This window comes from uncultured Desulfobulbus sp. (assembly GCF_963662935.2).
Taxonomy (GTDB): Bacteria; Desulfobacterota; Desulfobulbia; order Desulfobulbales; family Desulfobulbaceae; genus Desulfobulbus.
The window spans coordinates 2,783,963-2,808,336 of the sequence record NZ_CAXXTL010000002.1 but is presented as its reverse complement, the minus strand read 5'-3'; the positions used below and the strand labels follow the sequence as shown (position 1 = coordinate 2,808,336).

Below are 24,374 nucleotides of genomic sequence, written 5' to 3'. Positions count from 1 at the left end.
ATGACTGACGCCGTTACCAAATTTTATCTTCAGCTGTTGCCTGCGGCCAAACTGAAAAACGCTGTCATGCAAGCGCCCTGCCCTTTCTGCTCCCGGCAAGAGGGAAAAAAAGACGGCATCCTGACAGTCCACCTGAATCAGGAAAGTTTTTTCCACGGGTATTTCCGCTGCCTCAACCGTTGCGTACCCGGTGGCTTTCCCTTGCATTTTGCTAGGCTCAGCGGCATCAGCCTGACCGGGACGCCGGGCTTTGATCCTGACCGCGAATATTCCGGACGAGAGGTCGATTACCCGGTCAAAAACATCAACCACGAACTTGTTGGGTTTACCGATAAACTCACCGGAGAGTCACTCGATTTTTTTCAGGCAGCATCCATTACTCCCGAGGTCCTGGCCGAATTGCGGATTGGCTATAATGGCCGCTACCTTGTTTATCCCTACATCCAGACCGACGGCAACTGTTACTCGGCCCGATGCGCCCATCCGGAGCGGCCGGAGGATTATTTCTGGTACGGTGACGAACGATTTTCCACTGAGCAATTCCGCCTGTTCAATGCCCCGGAGATCGAGCACTGCGAAAACGGCGCCCTCTTTCTGGTGGAAGGCGAAAAGAATCTGCTGCCGCTGAAACAATTGGGCTTACCCGGCATTGCTGTTCCCGCAGCCGCAGATCTCGATCATCTTGATCCCCAGAGGCTGACCTGGATTCGGACCATTTTTCTCTGGGTCAATCACAATGCCGAATCCGAAGCCATGGCCAGAAGTTTTGCGACCCGCACCGGATATAAGGTGCGGATAATCCACTGGCCGGAGCAAGCCGCCCGCAACAGTTCTCTTTTTCAACTGGCAGCGGAGACGGCGCCCCATTTTCAACAACAAGTCTCCGCCCTGCTCAAGGAGGCGCGCGCCTTCTCCCCATTTGCCACACCGGCCGGCGAATACCAGGCCTTTCACGAACGGTTATCCCAGGAATCAGGCACATCCTATGCCAACCTCACCAGCGGCTTTGCCAAAATGGACAAGGCTCTTGGCGGTATCCACGGGATCAACATCATGGGAGGTACGCCCAAGGCCGGGAAATCAGCTTTTTTTATCCAGATAGCCTCGGAAATGGCGATCCGTAAAATCCCGGTCATCTATTACGACTTCGAAAACGGTCGGCAAAAAATCTATCTCCGCATTCTCAGCCGCCTCAGCCGTCTCGCCGCCGATCGAATCAGGGAAAACTCGCTGCCTGCCGCGGAAAGACAACGCCTTGTGCAGGCGCAACACACCTTGCACACCATGCTGCACTGGCTGCGGGTAGTTAACGACCGCAAACTCTCGCCGGAAACCATGCGGCGGCATATCGATTTTCTCCGCCATGAGACCAATGCCGACTATACCGTCGTGGTTATCGACAGCCTCCATAAGCTGCCGCTTAAGGACATCAGCCAGCAGCGCAGCGGCATCGACGGCTGGTTGCGCCACCTGGAGGCGATCCGTGACGAGCTGGCAGTCGGTTTCCTGGTGATTTCTGAACTCGAACGGGGCAAGGATGGCCAATTCGACCGTCAACCCCACCTCGGCTCGTTCAAAGGCTCCGGTGACATCGGCTATTCCGCCGATAACGCCATGGTGCTTCTGCCCGAATGGGATCCCTTTGACGACAAACCGCCGGAGAACCGCCATAATGAATTGTGGCTGGTGGCCAGTCGCGAGCAGAGTCCGGGCAGAATTGCCTCCTACCGGCTCGATTATCCCTACTGGGGATTTAGGGAAGAAGAGTGATCCTTCAGCCCGCGAGGGTTTGCCGCCACTCCGCAATGAGGGCAAGGCCCTGTTCAGACCGGAGGCGGCTCCGCTCCTTTTTTGGAAGTTTCCTGCCGATCAGGGGAGGAAACAGCCCGAAGTTGACGTTGGAAGGCTGGAAAGGGGTGGAGCTGGAAGTGGTCAGGTGCCCAATCAACGCCCCGTGAGCGGTGGCCGGAGGCGGGACTGACAACGCCCTGCCAAGTGCCAGACGCCCCCCGTTGATGCCAGCCAGCAGCCCCATGGCTGCGGACTCGATGTAGCCTTCGACTCCGGAGAGCTGTCCGGCGATAAACAGGCCTGGTGCCGGTCGCATCTGCAGAGTGGGTTCGAGCACCTGCGGCGCACAGACAAAGGTGTTCCGGTGGATGGAGCCGAGACGGAGAAAAACCGCGCGCTCCAAGCCGGGAATGGTACGGAAAACCCGCTGCTGCTCCGGGTAGGTCAGCTTGGTTTGAAATCCCACCAGATTGTACGCAGTGCCTTCGCGATTTTCCGCGCGCAACTGGACCACCGCATGGGGGATTCTGCCGGTGATCGGATGGGCGAGGCCGATTGGCTTCATCGGGCCGAAACGGAGTGTCTCCGGTCCCCGCTCGCACATCACCTCAATAGGCAGACAGCCCTCAAAATATTTCGGATCTTCAAAGGCGTGCAGAGGAACGGTTTGGGCCGAGCCGAGTAAGGCCATGAACTGTTCGTACTGCTCCCGGTCCATCGGACAGTTGAGATAATCACCCGGCCCCTCGTCGTCCCAGCGGGATTTGCGGTAAATGATCTCCTGATCGAGGCTGTCAGCCTCAACAATCGGGGCAATGGCGTCATAAAAGGCGAGATGTTCGCCCCCGGTTAACACTTGCAGCTGGTCGGCTAGGGGGCCGGAGAGCAAGGGACCGGCGGCCAGGATGACCGGCGCGGCCGTTGCATCGGGGATGCAGTTTACCTCTTCACGGTGGATGGTGATCAACGGATGGGATTCCATGGCAGCCGTGAGAGAGGCGGCAAACTGCTGCCGATCCACCGCCAAAGCGGTCCCGGCTGGCACAGCGGTGCTGTCAGCGGCCCGCATCACCAGCGAACCCAACTGGCGCATCTCTTCTTTGAGCAGGCCTGCCGCCGAATCAACGGCATTGGAACGAAGCGAATTGGAGCAGACCAGTTCTCCCAACTGCGGCAATTCATGGGCCGGACTGAACCGCTGCGGCTTCATCTCATACAAATCAACATGCACCCCCTGGAGCGCCGCCTGCCAGGCAGCTTCGCAACCGGCCAGACCGCCACCGATCACCGTTACCTGTCCCCTCTTTGTCATCATCTTCCCTTCCCCATAAAAAAAGGCAGGGTGAATGGTTTCACCCTGCCCAGCAATCTCAAAGTTAAAAAAGCAGATTAATACCGATAATGCTCCGGTTTGAACGGGCCGTTGACGTCCACGCCAATATAATCAGCCTGTTCCTTGGACAATGCGGTCAACTGGACGCCAATTTTGGCCAGATGCAGCCGGGCCACCTTCTCATCGAGCTTTTTCGGCAGAAAATAGACCTTGTTTTCATAGGCTGCGGAGTTTGTCCACAGCTCTATCTGGGCCAGTACCTGATTGGTGAAGGAGTTGCTCATGACAAAACTCGGATGGCCCGTGGCGCATCCCAGGTTGACCAGCCGTCCCTCGGCCAGGACAATCAACCGCTTTCCATCGGGAAAAATAACATGATCCACCTGCGGTTTGATGTTTTCCCAAGGCAGACTGCGGATACCGGCAATATCGATCTCGGAATCAAAGTGGCCGATGTTGCAGACAATGGCCTGATCGGGCATCGCCTCCATGTGCGCCTTGGTAATCACCCGCAGGTTGCCGGTACAGGTGACGAAGATATTGCCCTTGGGCGCGGCCTCTTCCATGGTCACCACCCGGTAGCCCTCCATCGCCGCCTGCAGGGCACAGATGGGATCGATCTCGGTCACCAGGACAGAAGCGCCCATACCGCGCAGGGCCTGGGCGCAGCCCTTGCCGACATCGCCGTATCCAACGATCACCGCAATCTTACCGGCTATCATCACATCGGTGGCCCGCTTGATGCCGTCGATCAGCGACTCCCGGCAACCGTAAAGGTTGTCGAATTTTGATTTGGTCACCGAATCGTTGACGTTGAAAGCCGGGGCCATAAGTTTACCCTGCTTGGTCATCTCGTAGAGCCGGTGCACACCGGTGGTGGTCTCTTCCGAAATACCGCGGATATCCTGCATCAACTCCGGATATTTCTCGTGCATGACCACGGTCAGGTCACCGCCATCATCGAGGATCATATTTGGCCGCCAGTTGTCCGGCCCGAAGATGGTCTGCTCGATGCACCACCAGAACTCCTCCTCGGTCTCGCCCTTCCAGGCAAAGGTGGGAATGCCGGCGGCGGCAGTGGCGGCGGCCGCATGATCCTGGGTGGAGAAAATGTTGCAGGAGGACCAACGCAGCTCGGCACCAAGATGGACCAGGGTTTCCATCAGGACTGCCGTCTGAATGGTCATGTGCAGGCACCCGCCGATCCGTGCCCCCGTCAGGGGTTTGCTCGCCCCGAATTCCTCGCGCAGGGCCATCAGGCCGGGCATTTCCGTCTCGGCAATGGCGATTTCTTTGCGGCCCCATTCGGCCAGGCTCATATCCGCTACTTTATAATCAGTCATGTGCTGCTCCTACGCTTCCCGCTTACGGAAGCTGTTCATTCTTTAAGAAATAATTACAGTCCGGCGGCACTGCGCAGGGCTTCAACCTTATCGATCCGCTCCCAGGTGAATTCGGGCAGTTCGCGCCCGAAATGGCCGTAGGCTGCAGTCTTGTGGTAGATGGGCCGCAGCAGATCCAACTGCTGAATGATCGCCTTGGGTCGGAGATCAAAGACTTGACCCACAATCTCGACCAACCGTTCTTCTGAGATTTTGCCAGTACCGAAGGTCTTGACGTTGATCGAGACCGGCTTGGAGATACCGATGGCATAGGCCACCTGGACCTCGACCTCGGTGGCCAGGCCGGCGGCGACAATATTCTTGGCAACATAGCGACCCATGTACGAGGAAGACCGATCCACCTTGGACGGATCCTTGCCGGAAAAGGCGCCACCGCCGTGCGAGCCGCGCCCGCCGTAGGAATCGACAATGATCTTGCGGCCAGTGACGCCGCAATCGCCGACCGGGCCGCCAATGACAAAGCGACCGGTGGGATTGATGAAGAATTTGGTGTTTACATCGATCATGTGGGCCGGCAACACCGGCTTGATGATTTCTTCCATCACCGCTTCTTTGAGATCCTCGTAGCTGACGTCGGGGCTGTGCTGGGTGGACAGAACTACCGCCTCGATCCGCTTGGCCACATTATCAATATATTCGATGGTCACCTGGCTCTTAGCGTCAGGACGCAGCCACGGCAAAATACCTGCCTTGCGCACATCGGCCTGCCGTTTGGTCAGGTAATGGGCGTAGGTGATGGGCATGGGCATGAGCACGCTGGTTTCGTCGCAGGCATAGCCAAACATCAGCCCTTGGTCGCCGGCCCCCTGATCAAGATCAAGCCCGCTACCCTCGTTGACGCCCTGGGCGATGTCCGCCGACTGCTTATCAATCGAAGTGAGAACCGCGCAGGACTGCCAGTCAAAACCCATGTCGGAGGAATTGTAGCCAATCTCCCGGATGGTTTCACGGACAATGCTGGGCATGTCGACCCAGGCCGAGGTAGTGATCTCGCCGGCGATCATGGCCAAGCCGGTGGTGACCAGGCTCTCGCAGGCGACCCGCGCATGCTTGTCCTGGGTGAGAATGGCGTCAAGGATGGCGTCGGAAATTTGATCGGCAACCTTATCCGGATGTCCCTCGGAGACCGACTCGGAGGTGAAAAGATGCGTAGACATAAATGTCTCCTTCTGGAGTTATACAAGAGTAGAGAGTATAAAAGGGCCCTTCTGTAGAGTGATCGTCTTGAAAAATCGGCTGTTTGTGCTCCGAAAAGCAATCAAGACAGATGACGAAGCGGATCAAAAGAACATTTTAAAAAAGAATTTTTAGTATTCGATTTATCAAAAAAATTCAATAGAAATAGCCTGAAATACGGCCACTGGGCAGCGTTGACAAAAAAAGGTTTCTCTCGGTTGGGTAATCCTCTATATTCAAGGAAAGCTGCCAGAAGAGGTGCATCACACTTTCCCTGTACTCGATCCCTGAGAATGCCGCACCATGACTTTTCTCCGCCGAGGGTTTTATCTGATCGCCGGTTTCACCTTTCCCGGATTCTGGATGTTCCACGCCTCCGGCTTTTACGCACACCTGTACCGGCCGATTCAAAACCTCTTTCACAGCCCTGCGATCGGTTGGCCTTCCCTGATCACCGCCCTGCTCATCTATCTGGCAGCGATCGTCTGTTTCGAGATCTGCTACAGGCTCTTGCAGTCTTCTCACCCATAGATGGCGTAACCGCCGTCGACCACTACCGCCTGACCGTGGATCATGGCGGCCAGGTCGCTGCACAAAAACAGGGTCAGATCGGCAACATCCTCGGGCGTGGTCAAACGACCAAGCGGAGTGCGGGCCCTGGCGGAGGCGAGAATCTCATCGCGGTTGGGAAATTTTTTCAGAGCATCGGTTTCCACCACTCCGGCACTAATCGTATTGACCGTTATGCCTCGAGGCCCCAATTCCACCGCCAGATGCCGAACCAGGGACTCCAACGCCCCCTTGGAAGCACCCACTACCGTATAATTGGGGATGGCTCGTACCGCTCCAATCGAAGAAACAGCAATGATCCGGCCTCCCCTCTCCATCATGGCCGCCGCCTGTTGGGTGATGAGCATTAGGGCGCGGGCATTGATGTTGACCGCCCAATCCCAATGGCGGCTCTTCAACTCCATCACCGGCCTGAGCACCCCGGAGGCGGCATTGGAAACGATGATGTCCAACCGGGAATACTGACTGCGGATCTCGTCGAACATAGCGGCCAGACTGTCCTCGTCAGCCAAATTGGCACGGATCGCCTGACACCGACCACCCTTATTGACGATTTCAGCGACCACCTCGCTTGCATTTGTCCGATGCCGGACATAATTAATCACCACCTCGGCACCCCGTCCGGCCAGACGCTGGGCGATGGCCCTGCCGATTCCGCGTGAACCGCCGGTAACCAGGGCTACCTTTCCTTGCAAATCAATCATCTCTTCTCCTTACAATAAAGGCACCGTTCATCGACCAAAGGTCCGGAGCAACGCTCGTTTCATCGAATTTTTCACAAATCGGAAAGGATCAAAACGAACGGGCCCTAATGTCTCGGGCACAGCAAAGTCACGAACCGCAAGCTCAGCCGGTGTCGCCAAGGGAAACACCAATTCTGCCACATTTGTTCCCCCAAGACCGGCTCGATGAGACGCACGCCACAATGGGCTGTGAAGTGGATCAACCCCAAGGAGGGTCAGGAGCCCGGTATCAATTGCCACGGGATTGGTGCCGAAGGCTATGATGCCCAACGGATAAGGGGCACCATGCACCGGCCCGGCCTGATGCATGGCAACGATACCGTCGACCAAAGTGGAGCAGGAGGGGAGCACGGCCAACAGGTCGACCAGCAGTTCAGCAAACCTGCCGTTATTGCCGCCATGAACCATGTGCCACCAAGGTTTATGAAAACCGGACAGGCAGCCAAAAAGATTTTTAACGGCCATGGTCACCCGCATTTGAGAATGGGCCTTGATCCTGGGCAGGTTGATGAGCAGATCGCAGTCCATAACCACCGCTGCCATCGCGGCCTTGTGTCCGCAGGGCAGGGCAATCTCCCTGACCTGTCGAAACTCAACCACGGGGACACCGAGCATTTGCAGGGGTGATAAGGCGTTGATACCCTCCAGCACCGATCGTGCCGAACCAAAGGCGGGAGAATCGCCAACAGCCACCTGCGCCCCCATTGCCGCAAACCACCTGGCAACAGCGGCTATAAACCGGCCGTCGGTGCAGGCCAGCAGCCCATTTCTGGCAGTGATCAGGTTCGGTTTGAGCAAAACTCTTGCAGTGCGCAGGGTGCCCCAATCAAGCGACGAGGCCAGCAACTGATCAACAGCCGCATCCAAAGCCTTTTGCTCATAGGTGGGCTGTGCCATCAAAGAGACGATGGTGCTGTCCAATCGCATAATTCAAAAAAAACCGGCTTGATCCACAAGGAACCAAGCCGGAAAAGGAGAGAAGAGATGAAGAACTACTTAGATTCTAAGCATTCTTCATGCCACTTTAACCGTCAACTCGCAAACTATTATTTCGATAATAATTTCAAAAAGATGGCCAAGAGCACCGCCCGGCATTGCCAACGACCCACAAAAAAAAGTTAAATATTTTTAACCTGTTTATCGTTGACTGCGGCATACACTTCAAAAAAGCATGCCACATCAGCAAGATAAATAATAATTTTTTTTATACGTCGATGGCAGTGTTTATCACCAAATTGGGTATTTTTTACGCACCTCAATTGACCCGTCCCCGAATCTCCAAAGGAATGACGCGCACCCGTAAAACGCCTTCCTGCTGTGCAATCTTGTTTTGCACGTCCTCGGGCACCGGTCCCGAGCAATCGATAATGTTGTAGCCAACGGTCCCATTGCTTTTGTTGGTGTAGTTCATGATATTAATTTTTTCACTCCCCAGCATGTTACTGATCATGCCGATCATGCCGGGCTGGTCCCTGTTGATCACGGTCAGGCGGGTGTGAACGTCGACGGTGGGAATGGTCTCAATATTGGGAAAGTTGACGCTATGAACAATATTGCCAAACTCCAGATAGTTTCTCAGTTCACGCACGGCCATGGTGGCGCAGTTTTCTTCGGATTCGGAGGTGGATGCGCCCAAGTGCGGGGTCACCAGAATTTTTTCGTGGCCGAGGAACTTCACCGAGGGGAAGTCCGAGATATGGCCCCGGAGCTTGCCACTGGCCAAGGATGCGATCACCGCGTCCTCGTCGACGATCGGACCGCGAGAGTAGTTGATCAAGACCGCGCCATCTTTGGCAAACTCGAGGAAATCTTTTTCGGTGACATACCCCTTGGTATTCTTGTTGAGCGGCATATGCACGGAGATGAAATCGGCGTCGGCCAAGGCCTCCTTGCGAGAACGGGCCAGGATGACCTCGGACGAGAGGTGATGAATATTGTCCAGAGCAGGAAACGGGTCAAACCCTAGCACCCGCATACCATGATGCAAACCGGCATTGGCCACGCCGACCCCGATCTTGCCTAGACCGAAAACTGCCAGGGTTTTGCCAGCCATTTCTTCACCTTTGAATTTCTTTTTGCGGGCCTCGACCTCACGATTGATCTCCTCATCGCTCTTACACGCCAACCCCTGACAGAACTCGATACTCTTCTCCACATTGCGCAGCCAGATACCCAACGAGGTGTAGACCAGCTCGACTACAGCATTGGCGTTGGCACCGGGGGTATTGAAGACGCAAATTCCTTTTTCCGAGGCCTCGTCCACCGGGATATTATTAACGCCAGCCCCAGCCCGCGCCACCGCCAGCAGTTCGGGATAGGCTGCTAAATCGACCTTGGAGCTGCGCACGACAATACCTTCGGGATGCGCCTCATCGGGACTGACAGCGAACCGCTCATTAAACAGAACCAGCCCTTCTTTGGCAATGGCGTTGATCGTTTTGATTTTGAATTGCTTCATTGGATTGTCCTTGTTGATAGTGGCAAAGAAAGGAATAAAAAACAGTCGCAAAAGAGATCTACCGCAAACTGCCCGCGGCCCGTTCGATAAAGAGCCGTTCGCCCGAAAAAGAGAAGTCCGGAAAAACAGCTCAACAATACTCAAAATTAAGTAATGGTACGCCGGGCAGTCACCATTCTGAAAAAAAAAGAAAGAAATTAAAGCAAATAACCTTGTTTTGTCAAGAAAAAGAGAACCAATCCCTCGTCAAGTACAACCGAAACAGCGCCCTCGTTTTCTCCCGCTTCCTCTGCTCACTGTACCCGACATTTGATCACCAATAAGGATAAAAAGGACAGTTTTTTCTACGGAACTGAATAGAGCCGGGGCATTCAAAACTGAAAAAATCCCCTTAGATGCTAGAGAGTTGGGTGAATGCCGTTGTCAATTTTATAGCCTGGAGGGTGCTGCGAACATCATGCACCCGAAGAATGTCAGCGTCTTGCTGTGCACAGAAGGCCGAAACCAGGGCGGTGGGACAATCGCGTTCCGCCAGGGGAATATTGAGTAATTGCCCCAGAAAGGATTTGCGGGAATGGCCGATGAGGACCGGGCAGCCATGATGCTTGAAGGCTTGAATGTTGCGCAGGATCGACAGGTTGTGCTCCAGATTCTTGCCAAAACCAATACCAGGATCGACAATGATTCTTCCGCGACTGATCCCTTGACTCTCCATCCACCCGATCCGCTCGACAAAGAAATCGTTGATTTCGACCACCACGTTGTCATATCGAGGTGCAACCTGCATGTCACCAGGGGTGTTCTGCATGTGCATGATAATGACCGGCCCGCTGGAGGAACGGACCACATCGATCATTTCCGGATCATGGCGTAAGGCCGAGATATCGTTGATCATGGTTGCCCCAGCCGCCAAAGCCCGCCGCGCCACCATCGCCTTGGTGGTATCGATAGAAATGGGGATGTCGCTTCGCTCTCTAATTTTCCAGATAGCCGGAAGAACCCGTGCAAGTTCCTCGTCCGCCCTCACAGGTTCGGCAAAAGGACGGGTTGATTCGCCGCCGACATCAATTATATCGGCCCCATCGGCCAGCAGCTGTTCAATCCGGGCGGTGAGCGCCAAGTCGCTGTTCCATTGGCCGCCGTCGGAAAAGGAATCGGGCGTAACATTGAGAATACCCATGATCAGCACCTTGTGTTCCATCATCGCAGCTCCACAAACAAAAAAGGTGGGTTGCCTTCTCCACTCAAAGACAACCCACCTGGAAAAACAAGAATCAACTCAGTTCAAGTTTCGACAGTTTCCGCTTCCTCGGCCTTCTCTACGGTCTGTTCGCCACGCAGTTCATTGATGATCCTATTCATATCATCTAGGATAATGGTCTCACGCTCCAAGAGTTCATCGGCGAGGGCCTTGAGGATATCCCTATTGTCCTCCAATAAGCGGGTAACCTTGTCGTTGGCCTCGACCACGATCTTTTTCACCGCCGCATCGATCTTCTGTGCAGTCTGCTCACTGTAATCACGGTGCTGGGCAATCTCGCGACCGAGGAAAATATGTTCCTCTTTCTTGCCGTAGGCCATCGGGCCGAGCTCATCGCTCATCCCCCATTCGCACACCATCTTCCGTGCCAGCTCGCTGGCCCGTTCGATGTCGTTGCCGGCTCCGGTGGTGATTTCATCAAAAACGAGCTTCTCCGCCACCCGACCACCGAAAAGAATAGCAATCGAATTGAGCAGAAACTTGCGCCCATGGGTATATTTTTCGTCCATGGGCAACTGCATGGTCAGCCCAAGCGCCCGCCCCCGGGGGATGATCGTCACTTTATGGATCGGATCAGTTCCCGGCAGCAACCGCGCCACCAAGGCATGTCCGGCCTCGTGGTAGGCGGTAATCTCTTTTTCCCTGGGGCTGATAATCATGGATCTGCGTTCAGCCCCCATCATCACCTTGTCCTTGGCCCGTTCGAGATGGAGTGCGGTAACCTCCTCCTTGCCTTCCCGCGCAGCCATCAGGGCCGCCTCATTTACGAGGTTTTCCAGATCCGCCCCAGAAAAACCAGGGGTGCCACGGGCAATCACCGCCATGTCGACATCATTGGCCAACTTGGTTTTTTTGCCGTAAATATCGAGAATCATTTCCCTTCCCTTGACATCAGGGGCAGGTACCACCACTTGGCGATCGAAACGGCCGGGCCGCAGCAAGGCGGGATCAAGAACATCTGGCCGGTTGGTGGCGGCAATAATAATGACGCCGTCGTTGCCTTCAAAACCGTCCATCTCGACCAGTAACTGGTTGAGGGTCTGCTCACGCTCATCATGCCCGCCACCGAGACCGGCGCCGCGATGCCGACCAACCGCATCAATCTCGTCAATAAAAATGATGCACGGGGCGTTTTTCTTGCCCTGGCTGAACAGATCACGCACTCGGGAGGCACCAACACCTACGAACATCTCAACAAAGTCGGAACCGGAGATGGTGAAAAACGGCACTCCCGCCTCGCCGGCAATGGCGCGGGCCAGCAGGGTTTTCCCTGTACCGGGTGAACCGGCCAGGAGGACACCCTTGGGTATACGCCCGCCAAGTTTGGTAAATTTCTGGGGGTCACGGAGAAAATCGATAATTTCCTCCAACTCAGCCTTAGCCTCATCAATACCGGCGACATCCTTGAAGGTGACTTTAACCTCACCCTCACCCTGCAATTTCGCTCTGGTTTTGCCGAAGGACAACGCGCCCCCCTTGCCGCCCATCTGCATCTGCCGCATGAAAAAAATCCAGACGCCGATCAAGAGCAGCATCGGGAACCAGGAAACGAAAATGGTCAGGTACCAGGGCGTCTCCTCGGGTTTTTTCACCAGAATATCGACATCCGACTGGCGCAGCATGGGAATCAACCCGGCATCGTCGGGGGTCATGGTTCTGAAAGGACGGCCATCCTTGCCAATACCGGTGATCTCTTCACCTTGGATACTGACCTTGCTGATGGCGCCGCTTTCCACATTCGACCAGAACTCGCTGTATGTGATCGTATTACTCTGTGTTTGCGGCTTGTTGAACAGTTGGAACAGCAGAATCATGGTCAGGCCGATGACCAGCCACATACTGAGATTTTTATAAAAAGTATTCAAAAAGTGTCTCCAAAAAATCGTCTTCGGGAAAAACCGGTAGCCACCAAGGCTGCTTATCCCTTCTTCTTTCGTTAAAGAACGTACTTTAACATCGATTTTCCCTCAGTCAATGCTCTTTGCAAATTCCTGGATGGTCTTGACCCCGACCTCTTTATGGCGCATGGATTCCATGGCCAGGGTCATCGCCAAACCGCCGGTGATTGTGGTGGTGTAGGGGATGTGATAATCGAGCGCTGCCCGCCTGATAATATAGGAATCCTCGGTGGTCCGGTTACCGGCCGAGGTGTTCAGGATCCACTGCACCTGCCCGTCCTGAATCTTGTCGAGGATGTGGGGGCGCCCCTGGGATATTTTATTGACCTCCGTGCAGGCAATGCCGCTCTCGGCAAGTCGAACGGCCGTCCCCCGGGTGGCCAGAATGACGTACCCGAGAGCATCGAGTTTTTTCGCCACCGGAACCACCGCATCCTTATCGCCATGACGGACGCTGATAAATACCGTGCCGTTCTGCGGCAGCTGCGAGTTGGAGGCCATCTGCGATTTTGCCAGTGCCAAGCCCAGGTCATCGTCGATCCCCATGACCTCGCCGGTGGATTTCATCTCCGGTCCGAGCAGGGTGTCGACGTTCTGGAAGCGGTCAAAAGGAAAGACCGCTTCCTTGACCGCCCAATGGTTCAGCACTTTTTCTTGAGTAAAGCCGAGTTGCTCCAGGCTCATCCCCAACATCACCTTAGTGGCGATCTTGGCCAGCGGCACACCGGTGGCTTTGGAAACAAAAGGCACGGTTCGCGAGGCCCGGGGATTTACCTCAAGAATAAAGAGCGTCTGGCCCTGGACCGCAAATTGGATGTTCATCAGGCCGATCACGCCCAGCTCCTGCGCCATGGCCTTGGTGGCGGTGGTGATCTCGGCAAGGATGGCAGAGGAGAGGGTATGGGGCGGCAGCACACACGCCGAGTCGCCGGAATGAATGCCGGCCTCCTCGATATGCTCCATGATGCCGCCGATCACCGTCATCCGACCATCGCTGACCGCATCGACATCGACCTCGATCGCATCCTTGAGGAACTGATCAAGCAGCACCGGATGCTCCCCCCCGCTCATGCCCGGGATGGCCATGAAACTGCGGATGCCCTGTTCGTTGTAGACAATCCTCATGTCGCGGCCGCCGAGCACGTAGGAGGGTCGCATGACCACCGGATAACCGATCTCACCGGCCACGGCCAAGGCTTCTTGCAGATTGTGGGCCGTACCGTTGGCCGGTTGCCGCAATCCCAGCTTCTGCAGGAACTGTTGGAACCGTTTGCGGTCCTCAGCCCGGTCGATGGCGTCTGGCGGGGTACCGATGATCGGCACGCCGACTCGGGCCAGTGGCACCGCCAGGTTGAGCGGGGTCTGACCGCCGAATTGGACAATCACGCCGTCCGGTCGTTCCCGCTCAATGATGTTCAGGACATCCTCGCGGGTCAGCGGCTCAAAGTAGAGTTTATCCGAGGTGTCGTAATCGGTAGACACAGTCTCCGGATTGGAGTTGACCATGATCGACTCAACACCGATCTCGCGCAGGGCAAAGGAAGCGTGGACGCAGCAGTAATCAAACTCGATGCCCTGCCCAATCCGGTTGGGGCCGCCACCGAGAATAATGATCTTCTTGCGGTCGGTCCGCTTAGATTCGTCCTCCTGCTCGTAGGTGGAGTAATAATAGGGCGTGTAGGACTCGAACTCGGCGGCGCAGGTGTCCACCAGCTTATAGGCTGGCTCCAGGCCAAGTTTGATGCGCAAGGTGCGGATATCGTCCTCCGAGGTGCCGGTCAGATTGGCCACCTGGACATCGGAAAAACCGTGCTGCTTGATATCGAAGAGATAGTCGCGATCCAGGCCGACAAAACCGCGGCTCCGAATCTCTTCGCCCTTGTCCACCAACTGTTTAAAATTATGCAGAAACCATGGATCAATCTGACTCAATTCGTATATCCGCTCAATGCTCATCCCCCGGCGCAGGGCCTCGAAAATATGGCTCACCCGCTTCGAATTGGGCCGATTCAAGCCCCGGTCGAGATCGTCCTGATGCAGGGTGGTCATATCCTCTTTGCCATCGAAGCCAAAACCCATCCGCCCGACTTCCAGCGAGCGCATTCCTTTCTGGAAAGCCTCTTTGAAGGTCCGTCCAATGGCCATGGTCTCGCCCACCGACTTCATCGCCGTGGTAAGGATATCCTCAGCCTCGGGAAATTTTTCGAAGGTCCAACGCGGGATTTTGACCACGCAATAGTCGATGCTGGGTTCAAACGAGGCGTACGTCTCCCGGGTGATGTCGTTTTTGATCTCGTCCAGGGTGTAGCCAACCGCCAGTTTGGCGGCAATCTTGGCAATGGGAAAGCCGGTGGCCTTGGAGGCGAGGGCCGAAGAGCGCGAGACCCGCGGATTCATCTCGATCACCATCAGTTCACCGTCCACCGGGTTGACCGCGAACTGGACATTGGAGCCGCCGGTTTCCACCCCGATCTCCCGGATAATGGCAATCGCGGCATCGCGCATCTCCTGGTATTCACGGTCGCTTAAGGTCTGAGCCGGGGCCACGGTGATGGAATCGCCGGTGTGCACGCCCATGGCGTCGATGTTTTCGATTGAGCAGATGATGACCACGTTGTCGTTCTTGTCGCGCATTACCTCCAGCTCATATTCCTTCCAGCCGAGCAGAGAGCGCTCCAACATGACCTCGTTGGTCATGGAGAGGTCAATACCCGCTGTGGCCATCTGGATGAGCTCAGCGCGGTTATAAGCCACGCCGCCGCCGGTACCACCGAGGGTAAAGCTCGGGCGAACAATGATCGGAAAACCGATCTGCTCGGCGGCTGCCATAACCTCTTCCAGGGTGTGGACAATAGCCGATTCCGGGACTTTGAGACCGATCTTGCGCATGGCGTCGCGGAATTCCTCCCGTCCCTCGGCCTTGCGGATGACCTCAATATTGGCGGCCAGCAGTTCCACCCCATATTTTTCCAGGACCCCCATCTCGGCGACCTTGATCGCGGTGTTGAGGCCGGTCTGGCCGCCCAGGGTTGGCAGCAGCGCATCGGGCCGCTCCCGCTCGATCACCTTAGCCACGCATTCGGGGGTGATCGGCTCGATATAGGTCCGGTCGGCCAAGCCGGGATCGGTCATGATGGTCGCCGGATTAGAATTGATCAGCACCACCTCGTAGCCTTCTTCTTTGAGGGCCTTGACCGCCTGCGCCCCGGAATAGTCGAACTCGCAGGCCTGGCTGATGATGATCGGCCCGGAGCCGATGATGAGTATTTTATGTATGTCGGTGCGTTTTGGCATGTTCTCGCTTTGGGCGAAGCAATCAGCTCGCCTGCTCCATCAGTTGAATGAACCGGTCAAAAAGGTATTCGGCATCATGGGGACCGGGTGCATATTCGGGGTGATACTGGACTGAAAAGGCCGGCCACTCGCGGTGACGCATGCCCTCCAGGCTACCGTCGTTGAGATTGATATGGGTGACCTCGACATTGGCGGGCAGGCTGGCCGGATCAACGCAGAAGCCGTGGTTCTGCGAGGTGATCTCCACCTTGCCGGTGAGCAGATCCTTGACCGGCTGATTGCCTCCCCGATGGCCGAATTTGAGTTTATATGTGGTACCGCCGTAGGCGAGACCCAACATCTGATGGCCAAGGCAGATGCCAAAGATCGGCAATTGTCCCAGCAGTTTTTGAATATTGCCGACCACGCCGCGCACCCCGGCCGGATCGCCCGGACCGTTGGAGAGAAAGACACCGTCCGGCTGCAGGGCCAGGACTTCCTCAGCGGAAGTGGTTGCCGGCACCACCAGCACCCGGCAGCCCTTGCTGGTCAGCAGGCGCAATTGATTATATTTAATACCAAAATCGTAGGCGACAACCTTAAAACGGCCACCCTCGCTTTCCGGGAATCCTGAACCAGGCATAGGTGCGCCGGCCTCCCAGCGGTAGCTTGTGGTGCTGCCCACCCGTTCCACCATGTCGCGGCCGATCAGCCCCGCCCACTCACGGGCACGGCGAACCACGGAATCCTTGTCCATATCCTCGGTGGTAATCAAGGCCTTCATCGCTCCGGTGGTGCGGATCTTCCGGGTCAGCATCCGGGTATCGAGTCCTTCGACCCCCAGCACACCGTAGTGCTTGAGGAAATCAGCCAGATTGCCGGTTGAGCGATAATTACTTGGCTGTCCCTGATACTCGCGGACGAGAAAGGCGCGCGGATGAACGCCTGCCGACTCCATATCGTCTGGATTCACGCCGTAGTTGCCGATCAACGGATAGGTCATGGTAACCAATTGGCCGGTATAGGAGGGATCAGTCAACACCTCCTGATAGCCGCTCATGCTAGTGTTGAACACAATCTCCCCTACGGCCTCACCGGGGCCGGTAAAGGAACGCGCGGTCATCACCGTGCCGTCTTCAAGTCCGATTAATGCTTTCATTTTGATCTATTTTCCTGGAGGTACAGATGAGAGTTATTGATCATGAGGTGGGCAGCGGGCGCTCTCCCGCACATGCAGCAGCCACAATCGCTTTGCTTGAGCCACTTTCCCGAATGTTATCCATGCGAACAGATGGTCGAGTAGAATTGCTCCACGGCCATTGCCGTCAGCACAATAAGCATGGCCGCAGGTGATGCCAATCAGCAACAGGAGAAAAACCTCGTTCCCCCTCTTCAACAAGAGGTCAACGTCTGACGCACGATCTCCACCTGCTTGGAGACCGCGCCCCGCTGCTGAGCCGCCACCTCGGCGGCGCGTGTGCAGGCAAGCGAATAGGATTCGGGTTTGTCCATATGGGAAAGAATCAGAGCGGTCAACGCCGCAGCATCGGCGACTTGGAATCCACCTCCCGCCCGGGTAAGCATCTCAGCCGCATCCCGGAAATCCTTCATATGGGGGCCAAAATAAACGGGCCGGCCCCATCGGGCCGCTTCCATAATATTATGACCACCTCGATCCACCAGACTGCCGCCGCAGAAGATACAATCTCCGCCGGCGTACAGGTCAGCAAGATCGCCCATACTGTCGACAACGATAATGTTGGTATGACGACCGTTCTCCACCAGCGTGGAGAAGCGGTCAAAATCCGTCCCGGACCGAGCCAGAAACGTCTCCACCACCGGCAATCGTTCCAGATGCCGGGGAGCAATGACCCAGACCGTTGGCCCCTGTTCAGCCAGCGCCCGGAAGACGTTCAGGAGTTGTTGTTCTTCTCCCTCATGGGTCGATCCGCAGAGAAAGACCCGCTCGGAGGTCACACGCAGTCGTCGCCGACTAGCCGACCGGATTTTGTCCGGCGATTGGACGGGCATGTCATATTTCAGGTTGCCGCAGACCTGGATGCGCTCTGCCGGCACCCCAAGGGCCTCATACCGCCGGCCATCGGCCTCGCTGATCACCGCAACGGTCCGGAAACCGGCCAGCAGGGAAGCTATATATCCCTGAATATGCCTGTAACGGTCGAACGATCGCTGTGAGAGGCGGCCGTTGAGCAGCAGCAAGGGAATCTTCGCGTTCTTTACGTGGGTGAGCATGACCGGCCAGAGTTCGGTCTCAAGGCAAATATAGCAATCCGGCCGCAACGCTTGCAGGGCTCGACGCACCGCCTGAGGCAGATCCAGCGGCGCCATCAGGCAGGAAACGACTTCCGGCATCCTGCTGCGGGCAAGTCGGTTCCCCTGTTCCGTCGTCGAAGTAACCACAATCCTCAAATCACTGATAGTGCTCAGCAATCCGGTGACAAGGACGATGGCCGCCTGCACCTCGCCCACCGAAGAGGCGTGCACCCAAAGGGTCTGGCTACCACCGGATCGATTAGCGATCACTTGCCGTGGATAGCAGCCAAGCCGCTGCGCAAACCCATAGGAAAAACGACCGCCGAACGCCTCAACCAAGGGCCGAAAGAGCGACAGCAGCAGATACACCCCGGTGCCAAGACCACTGTACAATTGGTGCAGCAATGATCCCTCGACTCTCCCGCGCGCTGGGTTCTTGTATGCAAAAAAATCTATTTATATAACCGGGAACTCCTCATTCAGTCAACCCCGTTTGCCGGAAGTGCGGTAACAAAATGAGTCGTCCCCATTGAGTTCTGAAAAAACACCCCCCGTGATAACTGTTGCAACAAACGGAGGGAACCCCTATTGTCGACATTCGATGCCAACGGACAGGCTTTCCTCACTCCCTGAGAAACTTAGTGCGACAGCAGCCCTTCAGCCTGAGTTGAGAGCAACAATGCAGCATTCTCATCGACCAACCCTCTGGGCCCTCATGGCCGGAAACTTCGTCATCGGCACGGGCGTATTGGCCCCCGCAGGCTTGATCAGCGACCTGAGCCAGGCCTTTGATGTCGATGCGGCAACCGTCGGTACGCTTATCGCCTATGGCGGCGCACTCCTCTGCATCGAGGCGCCGCTCCTTGCCTTCCTTTCCAACAGGATGAACCGCCGTCGCCTATTGGTCGGTGCCCTCCTGCTTTATGCAATCGGTCATTTCTGCTCGTCCCTTGTCGCCGATTTTCACGCCCTGCTCGTCATCCGGTTGATCATGATCACCGCCGTCGCTGTTTTCACCCCCCAGGCCGCCAGCGCGCTGCCCCTTTTTATCCCCCCCGAACGAAGGGCCCACGCTATCACCTTTATCTTTCTCGGCTGGTCCCTGGCTGCCGCCATCGGTATACCACTGGTCAACCTGACTGGCTCGCTGGTCGGTTGGCAGGCGGCCTATCGCCTCCTCGCCGCCGCCTGCACCCTCGCTGCCGTGGCCGTTTTCACAACCCTGCCTTCCGGTTTAAAAGCCCACCGCCTGTCCATGGCCGCTTGGGGAAAGGTGCTGACCTCCAACAGGATATGGTGCATCCTCGCCATTTCCAGCCTTGCCATTGCAGGTCAGTACATCAAATATCCCTATATTGTCGTTGACCTGAAATCCCGGCTGGCAACCGGTCCACTCACCACCGCCGCGCTCCTCTTGGTGTATGGATGCGCAAGCATCCTCGGAACCATGAGTGCCACCTGGGCAGTCGGTCGACTGGGCGTCCGCACAACCGTCAGCACCTTCCTCGGTGTCATCCTCCTCGGCCTCATCCTCTGGACCAGCCAACCCGTCTCTCTCCCGCTGACAGGTTTGACTCTTTTTATCTGGGGAATCGGCATGAGCCCGGCCATTGCCGCCCAGCAGGCCCGCCTTATCGAGGCCGACCCGGTTGCGGCCTCGGCTTCTACCTCCATGAACACTTCTGTTGTCTACCTGGGCCAGGCCGCCGGGACTATCCTTGGTGGCCATCTGCTGACCAGCGGACATACCGCCCTTTCCGGTGGGGTGGCCATTTCGCTGCTCGCTATGGCGCTGCTGACCTCAGTCCTGCTGCACCGCCATCTTCGCATCTAAGCCTGCGGCCTCGTCCTTCCGGGCCAAGGTTGGCCCCTTGCGTCCTTTTCATTTTTATTGACAAGCTTCCCTCGGCTTTGTAAGCAGGCCCCTGATTGACATCGCGGTTCTCCGCCGCAGAGGACGGCCGGAGAGCATCTCGCCATCGGAAAACAAAAGGTATCGCCGGAGACATATCATGAACAGATTAGTTTTCTTCCTGCTCCTGTCCGCGCTGCTTTTTTGTTCCGGACAACCCGCATCTTCTGCCGAGGAAAAAAAAATGAAAGACGGACTTTATGCAAAAATCACAACAGCTAAGGGCGATATCCTGCTCAAACTTTTTTACAACAAAACGCCCCTGACGGTTATCAATTTTGCCGGCTTGGCGGAAGGAACCCTCCATCTTGGCGGCAGCGGCAAACCCACCGGCACCCCTTTTTACAACGGCCTGACCTTCCACCGGGTGATCGCCAACTTCATGATCCAGGGTGGTTGCCCTCTGGGCACCGGCACCGGCGGTCCGGGCTACACCTTTCCCGATGAGTTCGACCCGAGCCTGCGCCACGACGGTCCCGGCATCCTCTCCATGGCCAATTCCGGCCCCGCCACTAACGGGAGCCAGTTCTTCATCACCCATGGCGCCACACCCCATTTGGACGACAAGCACACCGTCTTTGGCCGGGTTGTCGAAGGACAGGATGTGGTCAACAAGATCGACAAGGGCGATGCCATCAAAGAGATCGCTATCATCCGGGTCGGCAAGGAGGCGGAAGCCTTCAAAATCAATCAAGCCGCCTTTGATGCTGCCCTTGCAGCCATCAAAGAACGAGAGAGCGGGGCAGTGAAGGCGCAGCAGGAAAAGATCAAGAAAATGATCAAGGAGCAGTGGCCCAAGGCCGTGCGCTCCGACTCCGGCTTGTATTACCAGGTCGAGCAGAAAGGGGAAGGCAAGGCGCCTGCAACTGGTACCACGATCAAGGTTCACTATACCGGCCGCCTTCTTCTCGGCAACCGCAAATTCGACAGCTCCTATGACCGGAGTGAACCCATTGCCTTTCCCGTAGGCGCAGGCCGGGTTATTCGCGGTTGGGACGAGGCCTTGAGTCAAATGACCAAGGGCGAGAAACGAACCCTGATCATCCCGCCCGAACTGGCTTATGGTGAGAAAGGCGCAGGCGGCGTCATTCCGCCCAATGCCTGGCTGGTCTTTGATGTCGAGTTAGTCAGTTTCTGATCTTCTTTCATCCGATCAATAAAAAAGGCGGGGATTGCTCCCCGCCTTTTTTATTTCTCTGCCTTTTTCGGGCAATCAATACTTGAGCCCCATCCGGTCCCGCGCCAAATCGAGGGTGACAGTTGCCTTGGCTCGGGCCTTTTCCGCCCCTTTGGCCAGAATCTGGCGGAGATAATCGGGATTGTCGAGCAACTCTTTTTTCTTTGCCCTCGCCCCGGCGTAATAGTCGTTGATCAGCTCGAACAGATCCTGCTTGAGATAGCCATAAGCGGCCCCGCCGTTCACATACAACCCATGCACCTCGCGCATCTTCTCCGGCGAGGCAAAGAGCTTGAGTAGGGCATAGAGGTTGCAATTGTCAGGATCTTTGGGCGCCTCAACCGGCGTGGCGTCGGTCTGAATGGCCATCACCCGTTTGCGCAACCCCTTTTCATCGAGAAAAATAGGAATGGTATTACCATACGACTTGGACATCTTCTGCCCGTCCAATCCAGGGACAATGGCTGTGGTCTCGTTAATCTCCGGATCCGGGATCACAAAGGTCTCGCCATAGGTATTATTAAAGCGGATGGCGATGTCGCGAGCCACTTCCACATGCTGTTTCTGATCCTTCCCCACGGGCACCACCTGTGCCTGATAGAGGAGAATGTCGGCAGCCATAAGCACCGGATAGGAGAAGAGCCCGTGGCTGGCCGGAATGTTCTTAGCAACCTTGTCCTTGAACGCGTGACACCGTTCCAAGAGCCCCATGGGCGTGAGAACGGACAACAGCCAGGTCAACTCGCAGACCTCCGGCACATCGGATTGCACCCAGAAAATGCACCGCTCCGGATCGAGGCCCAGCGCCAGAAAATCGGCCGCCGCTTCCAGGGTACCCTGGCGTAGCCGATCCCGGTCCTGCACCGAGGTCAGGGCATGAAGATCAACGATAAATACATACAGTTCCGCCGATTCCATATGACGGATCATCGAATGCATCATACCGAAGTAATTTCCGATATGGAGTTTTCCGGAAGGTTGAATTCCCGACAGTATTCGTTTCATGGGGCTCTCTTCTTCAGTAGATTGGGGAAAAATTGACAAACCGCACCCTTATAGCGCACTTACAAAAAAAATGGGAGTGCGGAATACCCGCACTCCCAAAACTCCAGCCGCCCCATGTTGGCAGGGAGACCGACCGATTATTTTACTTCTTCAAAGTCGGCATCAACCACATCGTCATCGTCCTTGCCACGCTTGCCGCCGGCAGCACCCGCTCCGGCCGCACCGGCGCCGGCATCGCCTGGACCGGCTCCCTGCTGGCCCTTGGCCTGGGCGTACATCAGCTCTGCCAGCTTGTGCGAAGCCTGGGTCAGAGTTTCAGTCGCGTTCTTGATGGTCGTTGTGTCCTCAGTTTCCATCGCCTTTTTCAGATTTTCAATCTCTTTTTCCACATTGCCTTTGGTCTCAGCATCAACCTTATCGCCCAACTCGGTCAAAGTTTTGGTCGTCATGTGAATCATGGAGTCAGCGTTGTTCCTGGCCTCAACCAGTTCCTTACGCTTTTTGTCTTCATCGGCATGCAACTCGGCATCCTTCTTCATCCGCTCGATCTCGGCCTCTGACAGGCCGGAAGATGCGGTGATCCGGATCGACTGCTCCTTGTTGGTGCCCAGATCCTTGGCCGACACATGGAGGATGCCGTTGGCGTCGAGGTCAAAGGTAACCTCAATCTGGGGCACACCGCGCGGCGCGACCGGAATATCAGCCAGCTCAAAGCGGCCGATGGTCTTATTGTTCTGAGCCATCTCACGTTCGCCCTGGAGCACGTGAATCGAAACCGCAGGTTGATTGTCAGCCGCGGTCGAGAAAACCTGGCTCTTCTTGGTTGGGACCGTGGTGTTTTTCTCTATCAGCTTGGTCATAACACCGCCCAGAGTTTCGATGCCCAAAGACAGCGGGGTAACGTCGAGCAGCAGCACGTCTTTGACATCACCCTTAAGTACGCCGCCCTGGATGGCCGCACCAATGGCCACGACCTCATCGGGATTAACGCCTTTATGCGGATCCTTGCCGAAGATGGCCTTCACCTTTTCCTGCACCTTGGGCATGCGGGTCATGCCGCCCACCAGGATGACCTCATCGATGTCGGCCGGATTCAACCCCGCGTCTTTAAGCGCAGTCCGGCAGGGGCCTTCACAGCGGTCGATCAGATCGTCAACCAGACTCTCCAACTTGGCTCGGCTCAACTTGACGTTGAGATGTTTAGGTCCGGAGGCATCAGCCGTGATGAAGGGCAGATTGATGTCGGTTTCCATGGCCGTGGACAATTCCTTCTTGGCCTTTTCAGCCTCTTCCTTCAACCGCTGCAGGGCCATCTTGTCGTTGCGCAGATCAACGCCCTGGTCGCGCTTGAACTCGTCGGCCAGCCAATGAACGATGCGCATATCAAAATCTTCACCACCAAGAAAGGTGTCGCCGTTAGTCGATTTGACCTCAAAGACGCCGTCGCCGATCTCCAGGATGGAAACGTCAAAAGTGCCGCCACCGAGATCGAACACCGCAATTTTCTCCTCGCCTTTTTTGTCGAGACCATAGGCCAGGGAGGCGGCGGTCGGCTCATTGATGATCCGCATGACATTGAGTCCGGCAATCTTGCCGGCATCCTTGGTGGCCTGGCGCTGGGCATCGTTAAAATAGGCCGGAACGGTGACCACGGCATCGGTAACGGTTTCGCCCAGATACTCTTCAGCGGTCTGCTTCATCTTGCCCAAGATCATGGCCGAAATCTCAGCAGCGGTATAGGTCTTCCCGCCCACTTCCACCACCGCATCGCCACCAGGACCCTCAACGATATTAAAAGGGCTGACGCCAATTGATTTTTGAACTTCCTTATCGCTGAATTTCCGGCCGATCAACCGCTTGATGGCAAACAACGTCCGCGTGGGGTTGGTGACGGCTTGACGCTTGGCGATCTGCCCGACCAGACGCTCGGCACTGTCGGAAAAAGCCACGATCGAAGGCGTTGTCCGGTTTCCCTCACTGTTTTCAATAACCTTGGGGTCACCGCCCTCCATGATCGCCACGCACGAGTTGGTAGTCCCTAAATCAATCCCTATTATTTTTCCCATAATGCCAGTCTCCTGTCTCTCCTGTATTTATATA

At 56.1% G+C, this 24,374-nt stretch carries 17 protein-coding genes; 4 read left to right on the top strand and 13 right to left on the bottom strand.

The window, feature by feature from the left end:
• On the top strand, positions 1–1,770 hold the full coding sequence (locus tag ACHZCX_RS16740) for a DnaB-like helicase C-terminal domain-containing protein (protein ID WP_319588339.1): 1,770 nt from the start codon (positions 1–3) through the stop codon (positions 1,768–1,770).
• Between the two features lie 4 nt (positions 1,771–1,774).
• Here ACHZCX_RS16740 and trmFO read toward each other — a convergent pair whose 3' ends face one another.
• The 3 genes from trmFO to metK form a co-directional block, all read right to left on the bottom strand.
• A complete protein-coding gene (trmFO, locus tag ACHZCX_RS16735; protein ID WP_394708846.1) occupies positions 1,775–3,103 on the bottom strand; it encodes a methylenetetrahydrofolate--tRNA-(uracil(54)-C(5))-methyltransferase (FADH(2)-oxidizing) TrmFO in 1,329 nt (442 codons plus the stop codon).
• Positions 3,104–3,180: 77 nt separating this feature from the next.
• Entirely contained in the window at positions 3,181–4,467 is a 1,287-nt protein-coding gene (gene ahcY, locus ACHZCX_RS16730) for an adenosylhomocysteinase (RefSeq protein ID WP_319588337.1), read from the bottom strand.
• Between the two features lie 53 nt (positions 4,468–4,520).
• Positions 4,521–5,684: a methionine adenosyltransferase gene (gene metK, locus ACHZCX_RS16725; protein WP_319588336.1), complete on the bottom strand. Its 1,164-nt coding sequence runs from the start codon at positions 5,682–5,684 to the stop codon at positions 4,521–4,523.
• A 322-nt stretch (positions 5,685–6,006) separates the two neighbouring features.
• On the opposite strand from metK, the gene ACHZCX_RS16720 reads away from it, so the two are divergent.
• The gene (locus ACHZCX_RS16720) at positions 6,007–6,234 is read left to right on the top strand and encodes a hypothetical protein (protein ID WP_319588335.1); all 228 of its coding nucleotides are present in this window, start codon (positions 6,007–6,009) and stop codon (positions 6,232–6,234) included.
• Here ACHZCX_RS16720 and fabL read toward each other — a convergent pair.
• The 8 genes from fabL to ACHZCX_RS16680 form a co-directional block, all read right to left on the bottom strand.
• Positions 6,225–6,977 (bottom strand): enoyl-[acyl-carrier-protein] reductase FabL, encoded by a 753-nt coding sequence (fabL, locus tag ACHZCX_RS16715; RefSeq protein ID WP_319588334.1) that lies wholly within the window; start codon positions 6,975–6,977, stop codon positions 6,225–6,227. The genes ACHZCX_RS16720 and fabL overlap by 10 nt on opposite strands.
• A 27-nt stretch (positions 6,978–7,004) precedes the next feature.
• Positions 7,005–7,943 (bottom strand): DUF362 domain-containing protein, encoded by a 939-nt coding sequence (locus tag ACHZCX_RS16710; protein ID WP_319588333.1) that lies wholly within the window; start codon positions 7,941–7,943, stop codon positions 7,005–7,007.
• Between the two features lie 328 nt (positions 7,944–8,271).
• Positions 8,272–9,474, bottom strand: a complete 1,203-nt coding sequence (locus ACHZCX_RS16705) for a 3-phosphoglycerate dehydrogenase family protein (RefSeq protein WP_319588332.1) — start codon at positions 9,472–9,474, stop codon at positions 8,272–8,274.
• A gap of 391 nt (positions 9,475–9,865) precedes the next feature.
• Positions 9,866–10,678: a dihydropteroate synthase gene (folP, locus tag ACHZCX_RS16700; protein WP_319588331.1), complete on the bottom strand. Its 813-nt coding sequence runs from the start codon at positions 10,676–10,678 to the stop codon at positions 9,866–9,868.
• A gap of 80 nt (positions 10,679–10,758) precedes the next feature.
• Positions 10,759–12,600, bottom strand: coding sequence for an ATP-dependent zinc metalloprotease FtsH (gene ftsH, locus ACHZCX_RS16695; RefSeq protein ID WP_319588330.1), 1,842 nt, complete (start codon positions 12,598–12,600; stop codon positions 10,759–10,761).
• A 102-nt stretch (positions 12,601–12,702) separates the two neighbouring features.
• The gene (gene carB / locus ACHZCX_RS16690; RefSeq protein WP_319588329.1) at positions 12,703–15,927 is read right to left on the bottom strand and encodes a carbamoyl-phosphate synthase large subunit; all 3,225 of its coding nucleotides are present in this window, start codon (positions 15,925–15,927) and stop codon (positions 12,703–12,705) included.
• Positions 15,928–15,949: 22 nt separating this feature from the next.
• Positions 15,950–17,065 carry a glutamine-hydrolyzing carbamoyl-phosphate synthase small subunit gene (gene carA, locus ACHZCX_RS16685; RefSeq protein ID WP_319588328.1) on the bottom strand — a complete coding sequence of 372 codons (1,116 nt, stop codon included), beginning with the start codon at positions 17,063–17,065 and terminating at the stop codon, positions 15,950–15,952.
• Between the two features lie 233 nt (positions 17,066–17,298).
• Entirely contained in the window at positions 17,299–18,585 is a 1,287-nt protein-coding gene (locus ACHZCX_RS16680) for a glycosyltransferase N-terminal domain-containing protein (RefSeq protein WP_319588327.1), read from the bottom strand.
• A gap of 274 nt (positions 18,586–18,859) precedes the next feature.
• Here ACHZCX_RS16680 and ACHZCX_RS16675 point away from each other — a divergent pair, with 274 nt between their 5' ends.
• Together ACHZCX_RS16675 and ACHZCX_RS16670 are read left to right on the top strand one after the other, a co-directional pair.
• Positions 18,860–20,014, top strand: a complete 1,155-nt coding sequence (locus ACHZCX_RS16675) for an MFS transporter (protein ID WP_319588326.1) — start codon at positions 18,860–18,862, stop codon at positions 20,012–20,014.
• Positions 20,015–20,192: 178 nt separating this feature from the next.
• Positions 20,193–21,230, top strand: coding sequence for a peptidylprolyl isomerase (locus ACHZCX_RS16670; protein ID WP_319588325.1), 1,038 nt, complete (start codon positions 20,193–20,195; stop codon positions 21,228–21,230).
• Between the two features lie 75 nt (positions 21,231–21,305).
• Here the strand turns inward: ACHZCX_RS16670 and trpS are convergent, their stop codons facing one another.
• Positions 21,306–22,274 (bottom strand): tryptophan--tRNA ligase, encoded by a 969-nt coding sequence (gene trpS, locus ACHZCX_RS16665; protein WP_319588324.1) that lies wholly within the window; start codon positions 22,272–22,274, stop codon positions 21,306–21,308.
• 137 nt (positions 22,275–22,411) lie between these two features.
• Positions 22,412–24,340, bottom strand: coding sequence for a molecular chaperone DnaK (dnaK, locus tag ACHZCX_RS16660; RefSeq protein WP_319588323.1), 1,929 nt, complete (start codon positions 24,338–24,340; stop codon positions 22,412–22,414).
• Positions 24,341–24,374: the final 34 nt, after the last annotated feature.